Annotated in this window: 9 protein-coding genes; all 9 read right to left on the bottom strand. The window is 40.7% G+C overall.

From position 1 onward, the window contains the following. Positions 1–78: 78 nt before the first annotated feature. Positions 79–2,811, bottom strand: a complete 2,733-nt coding sequence (locus ACEN82_RS04605) for a hypothetical protein (RefSeq protein ID WP_413318068.1) — start codon at positions 2,809–2,811, stop codon at positions 79–81. Positions 2,812–2,816: 5 nt separating this feature from the next. Continuing rightward, positions 2,817–5,036, bottom strand: coding sequence for an nSTAND3 domain-containing NTPase (locus tag ACEN82_RS04600; protein ID WP_413318066.1), 2,220 nt, complete (start codon positions 5,034–5,036; stop codon positions 2,817–2,819). A 15-nt stretch (positions 5,037–5,051) separates the two neighbouring features. Then, on the bottom strand, positions 5,052–5,690 hold the full coding sequence (locus ACEN82_RS04595) for a hypothetical protein (RefSeq protein ID WP_413318064.1): 639 nt from the start codon (positions 5,688–5,690) through the stop codon (positions 5,052–5,054). A 44-nt stretch (positions 5,691–5,734) separates the two neighbouring features. Next, a complete protein-coding gene (locus ACEN82_RS04590) occupies positions 5,735–7,525 on the bottom strand; it encodes a ParB N-terminal domain-containing protein (RefSeq protein ID WP_413318062.1) in 1,791 nt (596 codons plus the stop codon). Positions 7,526–7,535: 10 nt separating this feature from the next. Then, positions 7,536–8,822, bottom strand: a complete 1,287-nt coding sequence (locus ACEN82_RS04585) for a DNA-methyltransferase (RefSeq protein ID WP_413318060.1) — start codon at positions 8,820–8,822, stop codon at positions 7,536–7,538. Positions 8,823–8,855: 33 nt separating this feature from the next. After that, entirely contained in the window at positions 8,856–9,728 is an 873-nt protein-coding gene (locus ACEN82_RS04580; protein WP_413318058.1) for a hypothetical protein, read from the bottom strand. A 3-nt stretch (positions 9,729–9,731) separates the two neighbouring features. After that, a complete protein-coding gene (locus ACEN82_RS04575; RefSeq protein ID WP_413318056.1) occupies positions 9,732–11,384 on the bottom strand; it encodes an ATP-binding protein in 1,653 nt (550 codons plus the stop codon). Positions 11,385–11,496: 112 nt separating this feature from the next. After that, positions 11,497–13,353 (bottom strand): DNA/RNA helicase domain-containing protein, encoded by a 1,857-nt coding sequence (locus ACEN82_RS04570; RefSeq protein ID WP_413318054.1) that lies wholly within the window; start codon positions 13,351–13,353, stop codon positions 11,497–11,499. Next, positions 13,350–13,679 (bottom strand): nucleotide pyrophosphohydrolase, encoded by a 330-nt coding sequence (locus ACEN82_RS04565; RefSeq protein WP_413318052.1) that lies wholly within the window; start codon positions 13,677–13,679, stop codon positions 13,350–13,352. Before ACEN82_RS04565 ends, ACEN82_RS04570 begins: the two co-directional genes overlap by 4 nt.

Below are 13,679 nucleotides of genomic sequence, written 5' to 3'. Positions count from 1 at the left end.
TTTTCTCTGGAGGGATGACGAACTATGAAAGACTTCGACAAAATTCGGCGGCTATTTTGTCAAATCATGTATCAGTATTCATTCCTTTTTAAGGAATTGAAGAGCTTTGAGCGGCCCTTCAACAAACGGGTTTTTAGCTATTGCTTGTGTTACCCACTCCATTAAATCTTTCGTGTCATATGGCTTGGGTATAATCAGCATATACGCTCGCTTTTTAAAATATTCGAGAATATCCGGACGCTCCTGCATCATACTTTCTTCCATGATCATGGCAGCAGGCCAGGTTTTTTCCTTATGACATTCGATGATATATAAGCCTAAAAGTTCAGTGGCATTTTCGTAATCGCCCGCCTGCCAGTGTACAAACATTAAAGTACCATAGACAAATTTCATGTCTGATATTCCCCGCAAATCGTGGTCAATGATAAAGGAATAATGTTCCTGCAACACTTCACAGGCACTTTGAAAATCACCGGCTAATATATTATGGTAACCCAAATCGAACAAAGCTTTTTCTGCTTTGGTACCTAAATCGTATTCGCTGCATAACATTACATTATGTTCAAATATCTGTACTGCTTTCTTAATGTCGCCCGATCTCACGCACGTCCAGGCATAACTTTCGTGCAAATGGTATAAACCTTCTAACGATTGCATGCCAAATTTTTCGACGGCATCTTTGTAATAATTCAAACTTTTATCGAAGCAGGCGATTGCCTTTTTAAACCTGGATGAACTGCTGTAAGCGTTACCTAATAATTGCCACGTGTTTGCAAGGCTGTTTGGCCTGGTGTCAGTTGGGCTAATTGAACTCAAAAGGTTTTTAATAATACTAATTGCCTCTTTGTACTTTCGCGAGTGCAATAAGTCGGTTGCAAGACTTAATTTAGCATTAGCTTGAATCGGAATGTCTGATGACTGAGCCAAAACTTTGAAATCGGTAATAGCTTTTTCCCTTAGTTTATTATCATTTAATTCCGTAGCTAAATGAATTAAAATACTGGCGCGCTCTGACAACAAAACATTTGTTGCCGTTTCATCCTTGCTGATGCTGATGCCTTCTTCATATTTACGTAAAGCAGCCTGGTAGTTTTCCTGAAACCTTAACACCCTACCTTGAATATAAAACAAAAGGCTCCAATCCTCGGTCCCTTTTCGAGACAGAAGATCATCTGCGATTTTGTATGCTAGATTAAAGCTGCCGAATCGTATCAGGGAGGATAAAAGAAATTCAGCCTCATTCTTGGCAAAATCTGTCATGTGCGCGGCAAGAGCATGGTGAATTAGATAATGGAATTCAAATACCGCAACATTATCTTTAATTAAATCAAGGTATTTTACACAGGCTTCGTGATATTGGGGCAAATTTTCGTTATACTTTTGAGCTGCGTAAATTCTAATAAATTCCGGCAAGACATAAAACGGCGGATATCTGTTTTCCAGTAAAAACTTTCCTTTTAAGCTCCTAAAAACGCTTGCCGGTTTTTCAAGATTCAGAGAGTCCCCAAATGAGTGCCTAAACGGAATTCCAAGGACTGTGGCTGCCCTAATAAATTCGATCTCGTCATTGTTCAAGTTTTCAAATATTTTAACCCTTATGTATTCACCAATTTCCTCGGAACCACGTTTTTCCAAAAATTCAATAACTAAGTTCGCCGGTTGATATGAAAACAGTGAAGATGTCAGCTTCAAAAGCAATGGATGACCATTGAGTAAAGTATACAATACCTCAGCAATTTCGTTGGACAATCCCGTTATTTGATAGGACTTTAAAAGTGATGAGAAAGTTTTTTTATCGACACCTTGTAAAAGGATTTTTGAGACTGTATTATGCCAGGATGATGTATCTATATCAATGTTTGTATTGACTATAATTTTTGAATTGCTAACCTGCTTATTGAAAAGCCTTATATAACGAATAAGTTCATGGCTTGAAGAGTTTAAAGCATCGAATACTATAAATGCCGGATATTTGTTAAGGGCGGCAACAATAACAGAATCGGATTTGTCCTGATCCGGTTCCGACGATATCCTTCCGATTCCATCGTCTCTGAATTCCTGCTTCATGAATTGCGATAAAAGCAAAAGGAACGATTCAACGGTTATTTCCACTTCACAATCAATCCAAAGTAGTTTATGCGATTTTACAGACTTCGAGAAAGCGCTGATGAAACTTGTTTTACCAACTCCAGAAATACCTCCTACCAGGATGGTATTATAGTTTTTAAATGAGGCTTTTAATTGAGCTAGTTCTTTGGTTCGACCTTTAAATTGCATGGCTGACGGAGCGCCGAAGAAATAGGAGTAATTTTTTTGGTCACTACTTAATTCTTGATTTCCCTCAAACATCTTAAGAATCGTGTCCTGCTTTTGTTCAATCCGCTCTACTGTAGCCAAAGTTGCGGTCACGCCATGTTCAATGTCCTTAAAGGTTGCTAAAACCTGCTCCACATACCCGGCTTTGATTTGAAATGGTTTTTCCCGAAACCTGATTTCGTGATTTTCTTTGATTCTTTTTAAGGCCGGTACAGTATACACCGAAACATCATTCGTTTCGATATGATGTTGATGGCACAGGAAGATCAGGTTTTCGAATGCTCGCCTCTCGGCAAGCGTTTGAGCCGGGTTGAAACGTTCACCACCCGGCATTGCGGCTTCAATATGGCAGCACTCCCCTATTAATTCATCATTGTCATTAAAAATTGAGTTACCGCAATCCGGAAAAGCACATTCGTTACCAGACCGCAACATCAACCTTCGTAATGTTTCAGCACTTGGCGAAAGACGTTTAGCTTGCTTCCCGGTATTCATTTTGCCTAATCCTTATCATTGTCTAATGAGTGACGGAACTGATTGTGCATTATCACCTCAGCCCAGTCTGCGTAATCGAAATAACTACCGAACGACATGATCCTTATCCCAAATCGATCGAGTTCCGATGCCTGCTGAGTGTATTTGTCCCAAACTTCATCCAGTTCATCATCGCTGGTAATATAACCCCTAAGATCATCCAGTTCTTGCTCCAGGTCTTCAAAAAAACGATCCTGAATACTATTGTGAAGTTTATCAGGCCGCACAAACAATTGCTTAGGATCGACCTGAAATTTGTCGACGATAAGATTACAAGTAGTAATGATTTTTTCTATTTCATACTCGTCATCAATTATCGGTGCAAATAATTTCATGCCCAGTTCATTTAAAACATCTATAACCTTTTGGTTTTTCACGGTTTCAAATAGAATTTTGAATTCTTCATGGTTATCTTCCAAGGCTTCATCAAAGTCTTCAATTTCATTTAAAACTGTACAGGCCAGGTTAATTGCTTCAGGGGACTTAACGTATCTTAATAACAAAAGGAACAACAGTAATTTATTTTCATCCAGATCAACCGAAACGAAGTCTTGGCTTAGCAACCTGGCTTTTAATTCAGCCGGCAATGAGGCTGCTTTATGTTTTTGATTCAGCACATAAAATCTGGTGCTTAACTGTCCGAGATACGCAGCCGATAAAGTTATCCTTCTAATTTCATCGTCATTAGAAGCAATAAACTTGATCAGGAAGTCTACTAAGGAAGGATTATTGAATCTATAAAAGCCTCCCGTCTTATACCGATGGTCGTCCACGATAAAGCTACCGTATAGTTTACCAAAGGTTTTTTGATAGACATAGAGGGGTTTAACAAAATTATGATTGCGTACCTCATAATCCAGACGGGCATCAAAAGCAATACTGAGGTATTTTTTTGAAACAACATCACCGAGGCTGAACATTGTATTTAATAAGATGCGTTGCAGGTCATCGATTTGTTCCAGATAGGCAGACCTCCAGATTTCATCAGGGTAATTAAAGTTTTTATAAATAAAATCTTTGTATTGATCTGGTTTTAAATGTTCAATTCTATGTCTGGTCGTAATGTATTCTACAGAGCGCGGTGAAAAACTGCTATGATTAATTATGAATAACTGTATATCCCTTCTTTTTAGAATATCTTTAAACCCGGAATCAATATCAGCAAACTCGGCGTGATTTCTCAGGATCTGAAGTTTTATGTCCTGGGTATATGTTTTCAACTCTACCGTACTTTGAAAACTTTTCAGGTTAAAATCTTTAAGCCTCTGAGATTCCTCAATGGCGCTGAGAAGTATGGAAGACCGCGTTGTAAGAACCAGGAATTTATTTTCTTCGTTTAATATCTTCCGTAAGATCATTAATAAGAATGATTCAGATCCTTTCGCTTTCTGAATTTCAACGGAATTGTGACCCAGGAAATCATCGAAGTAAAATATTTGCTTGCTGTCATCATGACGCAACTGCAAATCGATATCCTTAACATCATCATAGATATAGGTAAGGGAGTAATCATCTTTAATAAATTCATATACCAGTAACTCCGCAAATGTTGTCTTGCCAGTACCCGGATCACCGGTTATAATAATGAATTTATTTTTGCGGAGCAGCGCCCTTGTGTTATCAAAATTGGATGGCTTCACATATAGGTTTAGTTTCCGCTTCAGGTACTCTTCAGAAAACTCCAGTGAACGCCCGGTAAATTGAAAATGAAGGATTTTCTGCAATACTTCGCTGCTGGAATACCAAAGTTTGAAATGCCGATCAATTACAAGCGGGTAAGTATCAAGGAGCGCATTCAGTGCCTTCTTGCCATAGATATCATTTTCAGATTTGATATATGGCTCAAAAATTTGAAGAATATCTTCTGCCTTTTGAACACTTAAATCAAGTGAAGTGGCAAAGACGTATCTCTCCGGATTAAGCTTAATTACTTTATCCCGTTCAGTTTTTTTCAGGTCTTTAATCAACACATCAATACCGCTGTTGAGATAATGCTTTACCTGACCCACGATGTGGTTGTCATTTCCTTTTTTCGAATAACGGAAATCGATTCCTTTATCCTTCCCATCTTTATAAGTATGATATACGATTCCGTTGCCCTGAGATTTATTTTGTTCGTTTAATAAATCACAAACTAAATCTTCCAGGTCAGAGCCATTTAATGTAGAAAAATCGTAATTGCTCATCAGGGCTATAACTTTTTATTTCTTTGCCTTAGTTTTTTTGCTCCTCTTTAATTCTTTTTGAAAATCTTCATAGTCGGCTTCGACCCTGGGAGTTAATAACCTGTATCCTTCCCAAAACGCGTCGGCTGCATTTAAAAATAGTCCTGTCAGGAACTCAGGCTTCTCCCCTTCCTGAGGAATTTCTTTGATGACGATGTAGCCTTCCTCTTTTGTATTGCGGTTAACGGCCTCCCCTACGTGGATTTTATATTCCCGGATTTCCTTACCGAAAAGCACATGAATTACTGACTGAGGTTTTTGGGCAGGCAAAGCGTCTTTAATTTTTACCAGGTAAAAGTTCTTCTCGATCGGATCCTCATTCCATCGCCTGCCAAAGTTATCAGAACTAAAAGGAGACTGAACGCGCCGGACCGCCATTAAGATTTCGTCATTACCCCCGGAGATATCTTCAGTATATTCATAGTCATCAAAATGCGCTGCAAATTCTTTTATCAGTTCATATTGCTCATAATCACTTTCAAACATCAGCTGATAGCTATCCTCATACTCTATGATAAAGACCGGCTTTCCGATATGGTGATTTTTGATCGTACCGGTTAGCAGATCGATATGGGTTTTATCATTAAGTGAGATATTGAAATCAAATTGTAGCATATAAAGTTTAGTCTAAAAATATTAAGCCGGGAATCGGCCATCAGCTATTTAAAATAACTATTATAAATATCCAGGCCCATTTGCCGGTATTGACTGGATTTATATTTTTTAAAATCAAAGCTATCGATTCCGGTCAGTTTAGCCTTATAATAAGTGACATCTCCATTCTTTCCTTTCTCGATCAGAATCCGCAGGCAATTGATCATCCCGTTGATTGTTGTAACGTTCAGGATAGCGTTAGGATCGGAACGGTTCATCAGCCATTTCTCCCTGGAGATATTGTCTTTAAAAGCAATCAAAATATTCCTGATCTCTGCCACGCTGAATTGCTTGTATTCCTGAAGCAAAGCAAAATTGTCCGCATCTTTTTTCTTCAGTTCATCCTTAGCCGGATTCGACCAAATTTTGAAGACGCTGTCTTTTCCATCTAATTTGAGCAGCGGTCTCAGGCCAAAACTGATAATCGATCCTGTCTTTATCTTATCCCTTTCATAAGAATATTGTTCAAACATTGTCCCCAGTGGGCCACTAAGATTCAGCTGGTTAATAACGTACTTTGAAATAGAAGTCGTCGAAAAAGGCACCAGGTAAAATTCTATTTCCTGTTTCAGGCCTGTGGCTGCGCCAGCCTGGTTTGCATTGATCTCCAGAAACAATTTAGCTTCAAATTTCAATCTTTTATCCTCCAGCTCATTTTTGGGATAAAGGATGCCGGTTACCAGCAGGTTTTGAATTCCCCGTAATTTGGCAATGGCAGCTTCATAAATATCATCACCCTCATAATAAGCATACGCACGGTGCTGCCCATCGATAATGCCGATAATGCTGCTGACATTTTCAATCTTTATAATAGTGGGCTGAACTTTGGTTTCCTCTGAGTTTTTTATTACCCCATTATTATCAATTACCAATTCCCGGTTATCATCATCAAACAGTTTTACCTTATCTACGGGTATGGTTACAATGATGTTATTAATAAACACCCGCTTCTCATCATGTAAATACTTTCGCAGGCTCCGCATTTTTGTAGCTACAAACATCCGCTGGTAGAGCCCTACGTTTTCCGTATTTCGCCAGCCCTCCTTTCTCAGGACGAAGGACCTCTTTAGTAATGAAGCTGCATCAATGTAAAACGATACAATTTTGTAACCATCTTTAAATGAGGAATGCTCCTCAGGCAGGATATGTCCGGAGAAATCATCGGCAGAGCCTACAGCCGTACCTTTGATATTATTTCCAATCTTATCGAAAGGAATTTCCAGATAATCGAAAAACTCGTACTTGGCGGTACGTTTGATAACCCTGGCAATACTTTCAAAGTATTTTACGATCGGGTAATCAAAATAGGTAATGTTATCAACCAGTGATTTATGTTCTGTGGGTATCTGATACTTGGAGGCGTATAATACCCGGACCTGAAGCTGTTTGAGGGAATAGTTGGCCAAGACATCTCCCTGAAAAGCTTCAGCAAAGGGCTTAAACTTAGGCTCGGTCATCAGAAACTTCAAAAAACCACCGGCATCGCTTTTTATCTTATCATAGATAATTTTTTTATTGATCAAATGCGAGGACACATTTTTGATTAAGGTGTACTCCATCAGCAGAACAACATTTTCGTAGTAAAAGATGTCATCCAGTTCGGACGTTCGGCCTTCATATACAAAATGGGTTCCATCAATATTAGGCCCACGTTGAAAGCCCATATTGAGCATCAGCCGCCTGATCTCGCGCGACTGGTGTATCTGTTCTTTTTGTTGTTCAGACAGGACTACTTTCGGCTTTCTTTTGCCTTTCTTAGTCTTGCCTTTCGATTTAGGTTTAGTGGTTTTTGCCATTTATTATTTATTACTCATAGTCTTTCTCATTTAAATCTACAGCTATTTCACTTATTATAATATCGTTTCTCCCCAAATTAGCTATATCGGCTATCTTCAATTCGCTTTTGAAGGTGTGGGTCACCTTATTGGTATAGAGACGAAGCGTAGTCGCTTTGATTCCGGCGGAAAATGTATCAAAGTTACTTGCATACGCAAAATCAGGCTCAATCCCGAACTTCGAAAGTGGTGCTTTAGCAACAATTGCCTTCATTGCCGCTTTAACCTCGTCGAGCTTTTGTTCGTCGCGTATCAATATGAGGTACCGTACTACAATCAGCAAATGAGATTTTTTAGGGGTTCGATCTGTCAGCTCTACGAATATCAATACGATTTCATCCAGTTTGGCGTCTTTTTTTAGTTTCTCGTAAAAGATTCGGGCGTACTTTAAGGCCCTGAGTTTTAAAATGAGAGTTTCAAATTGATTTTGTGGCAGAAGCCCGTTTGTTTCCACTTCATACTCATGCCGTTTTTGCTTACCTGTTTTTTTCAGATAATTTTTAAACATCCTGATATATTCCGGATTCAGTTCAGTACCGATATACCTGCGCTTCATGTTATCTGCCTTGGAAAGCACGGCCCCGGATCCGGAGAACGGATCCAGTACGACATCCCCTTCAATGGTCGTCAGCTTCAGTATCTGTGCGATCATTTCTTCGGGTAGCGGGCAAAAATGCTTGATATAACCTTTGCCCCAGGAGCCTTGCACGGGAATATCGAAATTCCAGATGGCCTCTGGCGTTTTCCCGCGAGGGTTGTAGCGTTCGGGATATTTCACCCACCATTTTTTTAGCGCGCCATAATCGCGAACCCGGTCGATATGGAAGGTATAATTTTCAGATTTGGAAAATAGTAAAACGTATTCAAATGAATTTCTCATCTGGCCTTTATGTGCCCAGGGAACGGTCTTATCTTTCCCCCAGATGATTACTTCCTTTAGTCTCCATCCGATGCCTTTAATTTTGTTGGCGAAATCAAATGGTAAAGGGATGGTTTCACCGTCTCGTCTAAATACATCGATAATGACCCATAATGTTCCGGTGTCTTTAGTACAGGCAAATACTTTGGAAAAAACGTCATATAAATCGTCCAGGTATTCGGTATAGCTTTGCCCGAAGCCAATCTGATCGGCATGACCATAGTCCTTCATGTCGAAATATGGCGGCGAGGTCACCGTGACATCCACCAAGGGGGTAGTAATGATCGTATCGATCTTTCTGGCATCAGTCTGGTGAATTTTGTATAATTTTTCAGGCATTGGTTATTATAGGTGTATGTGCATTCATGTTATTCAGGCGGCCGGCTCTGTGGCCGTTGCTCCCAGTTCTTTAATTTCGGCAAGGCTTTTAACCACCGAGTTAGCGTACAATGCGTATTCAGGAGTATCGGCCTCATAATCGAAATTCAGCAATATGGAAAACATATGATCCTGTTCATTTTCACGGTAGATATAGAATTCATTTTTATGAAGATTATATCCGTGATTTGTAGCCTTTTGTATTATAATTTTAGATAAACCAATGATAGACAGCTGATTATAATTAAGCTCCGCGGCATTTTGATAGGTAGCCTCAAAACCTTCCTTAAACGATACGGCTCTCGGGTCATTTAAATTATCGCCGATGGTCTTTTTCAGTAAGTTTTTATAGACATCATCGTCATCTGCCTCGGTCTGAGGCCAAGTCACGAATAATGAAAACTTTTTCTGGTGACGAGCCTGGTATTCAAACACCAGTTTGAATATTTCGTAAATGGGTATATCGCCTTTTGCTATACAACCATCATAGTCAAGATTAACAACATCTACCGGAAATATCTTGGATTTTCCGTCCATGATCGTATTATACTTATCTCTCAAATAGGCACCAATTTCATACTGCTCAACTGTCGCGTTACACAATAGGCTACTGATGGCTGCAAATACTTTTGAGTCCTTTTTAAAGCAGACAACTTTTCCTTTAGTGATATAGTAAGCCCCCGTTTCCGTTTGCTCCCAGCTAATCAATCCGCGTTCAACAAATAAGCGAAGGTCGTGCAATTCTTCTGCAGGGAAAGTAATGACCTTCAAGCCTCCCTCTTCTTCGATGATATCTGAAGCGAACTCGACCCATTTATCGCGTATGTAATCTTTGTGTTTGGAATTGTGCAGGTAAACGTCAGCCATAGATTATTTTATATCCTTCCACTCATTAATTTTTTCATAAAATATTTTTTTAAGCAGGTCCGCGTCACCTTTGCATTCGTTAAAAGCGGTTTCAAAAATCAGGAACACGCTTTCCAGTGTTTCCCAGTCCTTCTTTTTGAACTTCTTAGCCGCGGACTCGTCCACCTCTACCGTCGTCTCTTTTTGAGAAGTCTGGACGATCCTAATCGGTGCTGCGCTTGCCAGTTTAGCGGCTTGAGCTACCCCCTTTTTCCTTTCCAGCGGTTTTTTGGTGTAGGTGACCTCCGCTGTGTTTAATATCTTCCGTTTGGACTCATTATTTACTTTCGTCGACTCCACCTTTCGCTCATCACGAGCCACCTCGTAAATGCCCTCCATGGCCATCTTGAATACGTAGTCCTTTAGATATTTGTGAACGAAATTCTGTAGGGTGAGATAATGAGGGTGCGTAATTCGGAACGATTTACGGTCAATATTCATGGCATCCTCCAGTCCCTGTTCAATATATATTTCTCCCGATACCCAATTCCGAAACAATTGTTCCATGTAAGTGGGATAGCGCATAAAGGTGGGATCAAAGCCGTATTGCTCGGCGATGGGAATGCTTTTGATGCGGATGGATATACCATTGATTTCCCGTGGCGTCATCAGGCCGTGCTGCACGTAGAAGTAGCCTTTAAATTTGATTTTGTCGTCACCGGACATAATCTCTTCGTCGAATGAAAGAACACCCGATAGAGGTTTATGGTAATGGTAGATCGGCTTTTTCAGGTACATCCCATCGAGGTCAACTTTAAAGTCGAGGTCCTTGTGGTATTTAATCAGCTTTTCGATTTGGGGATCGTTTTTTTTCTCGCAGGGCCCCCCCTCAATATACTCCACCGGGATATACGAAGCCAAGTCAATAATGAATTGCAGGTAAGCATTGTCCTCACTGAATGACTTCAATTCCTTTGCCCTATGATGATCCATCAGCTCTTTCATGTTTTTGAAATAGGTCAATGCAAAGTCCTTATGTTTCGAGCGAATCAGCTCTGCATAATATTGCCTGTCGTCAAGGATATTCTTTACCGATTCTTTTAATCCCAGCAACCTGATGATGGTATAATGCACATCGGCATCTTCTTCTTCATTTTTCAGTGTATATGCGCCTTTGATGATACCGTCTGTGGTATGTATATCCTGCTCGTAGTAGCTTTTAAAGTTGATGTTTGCGGTAAACTTAAAAGCCTCCCCTTCTTTAGTGGAAGTTATTTCGAGCTCTTCACATATTTCGTTTACAGCGATAAATCCAATTCCAATTTTACCGATGAGCGGTCTTTGCAGCTTTTTTGACAAGGCCCCGTCATTCCGTTTATTGGATTTACTGATCCAGGCGAAGTTGTTATCAAAATCGACCGCGTTCATGCCGGTGCCATCATCAATAATGGTGATCGTATCTTCAATCGGCTTCATCCTGATCGTCACCAGTTTAGCATCAGCATCATAGGAGTTATTGATCAGTTCTTTAACGCAACTGGACGGAGAGCTATAAATACCTGAGCTTAAATCATTTATGATTTGAGAGTGCACCTTGATATTACCCTGCTGTTCAATGTCCAGATCAAGCGTAATATGATTGCCAGGCTCTCCGGGTATGGTTTCTTCAGGTGTCATAATAATCGTTAAAAGCGGCTTTATTCAGGTCACAGAAAAAGGTCAGGTGACAATATTGTTCGAATATAATTCTTTTCTGTTTAATTCGGCTAACATGCTGAATGATGCGCCTTTAACTAAGCAGTGATTTAAAATGTGCCTCCGTTTCCTTATCGACGAAATAGACATAGCAACCTTTCATGCCACGGGACATCAGTGTCCGGTAGGTATTTTTTATGATCTGATCCAACAAGGCCTTTGTTTCAACCGGATTGTTCTTTAATCTGTCTTTTTTGCCGTAGGTAGCCGTATCATCGCTTGCCCGTTTAAATGCATCGGTAATCGCTTCACCGTTCCTGATCACAAAATCAGGCCCAATGATCACACCGACATAATCCACCTCTAAACCCTGGCTGGTGTGGATACAGCCGACTTCACTTACCGACTCCGGATTCAATATCCAAAGCATACCATCGGTACCTAAGTTCCAACGCATGGCAAAGTCGTGCTCCGGTATGGTGATATCCATAATGGAAGGGTCCTTTTTGCTGATCCACTTCCAGCAAATGCCTGCCAGCAGCCTGGCTTTGTTGCGTTCCTTATTTTTTTCGTAGATGACGTCGCGCAGCTTGTTGGGGTCATCAAAAATCTGAAAATCATATTCACCACGCTCTAAGACCACATTGGCTGTCTCCCTGATTTGAAGCGCATTGTCCAGCCATGCCAGGTAGCCATCGGAACCGCCGCAGCGAAACTGGGATGTCAGTTCCATGGTGGTCAAATTGGCATTATAAAAGGTCGCCCATTTTCTTATTTCTTCATCAGAACCGATATCATGCAATGTTACCTTCTGATCTTCATCCAGGAAAAAAACGGAACACCGGGAAGCATTAATGATCTCCTTAATCTGATTTTCACCCATGTTTTTGAACATACCTGATTTCTCATTCAGGCGGTGCGCTTCATCCACGATGAGCATATCATATGCATTGGCTTTGGTGTCAGTGAAAGCGCCGGAGCCTTTAAAAAAATTCGAAATGGCGCTGCGCTTCATTGAACCGGTGAGTTTGCTTTCGTAAACCACACGCGGCGCCGAATTGCGCGTCACATAAGAAGCGAACAATCCTTTTTTCGTGACCTTGGCTAAAAGGTTAATAGCAACAACAGATTTCCCGGTGCCCGGGCCGCCGTGCACGATGAGCACGTTCTTTTTGGATGCACTGGAGCTTGTGGCGATTGCCATTGCCTCTTCCTGCACAACCTTCTGTGCGTCAATCATCACAAATTCAGCATTGCCTTTCAGCATCGAATTGATGTTATCCGCCAGCGCTTTTGACGGCCTGATCCTACCGTTCTCGATGCGAAGGATCAAATCTTTTTTGTCACCATATTTTATAAACGAGGCAATAAATTCGCGAAGTTGTATTTTATCGTCCTTGCAAAATACAGGTGCTTTGGCCACATATTCACTATAGAATGAATGGGTTATTACGGAGATATCCTTGCAGTTATGCAGGTAGGCGCATGGCTTGAGCTGTATGTTCTCGGTATATACGGTCTCATTAAACCCATAAAGAAGCGCGGCGTAAGACCATGCCTGGTAGCTTGGGTGCAACTCATCGCTGGGCCCGTGTGCGAACCGGGTACGGATCATGGCATCTTTGCCGGTCATCTGTAGGTTATCCCACTGTTTCAGCTCGATCAGTACGGCATGTTCTGTTCCATCCTTATCCTGACCGGATACGATAAAGTCTATCCGGTTACCCGTACGGGGTATATTATATTCAATGGCAATACCTGCGTCCGCTGGAATAGTTTCCGAGCGAAGTATGTTGCCCATATATTGCAAAGAGTTTTGCCAGGAGCGGTATTCGCTCTCCCCTACCTTGCGGTGCAATTTGGCCTGCACTTGTTCTCGAACAATGTCTTCTATAATAAAGTCTTCAATATCAGTCAGGAATTCATTTTTAGACTTTTTATAAACGATCATAGTTGATTATACTTTTTTGCATTCCCCTTTGCCTTATCGGCCGGGTATTTTAGGTTATTCTTTTTTATTTTTTCCTGAATGATGTCGGTTATCGACAACTGGTGTTTTTCGGCTAATAAAAGGCAAAAGGACATTACATCTGCCAACTCCTCTTTTAGCTGATCTTTTGAAACATCTTCATTGCCTTTCCATAGAAAAAGTTCCAGCAGCTCGCCTGCCTCAATGGATATCGCAAGCGCGAGGTCCTTTGAGTTATGAAACTGCTGCCAATCCCGCTGGTCGCGAAATTCAATGAGCTGGCGGGTGATATCGGTAATGTCTGACAT

This window comes from Mucilaginibacter sp. Mucisp73, assembly GCF_059491465.1.
The sequence above is the reverse complement of the archived record's forward strand: the minus strand, read 5'-3'. Positions and strand labels throughout refer to the sequence as shown.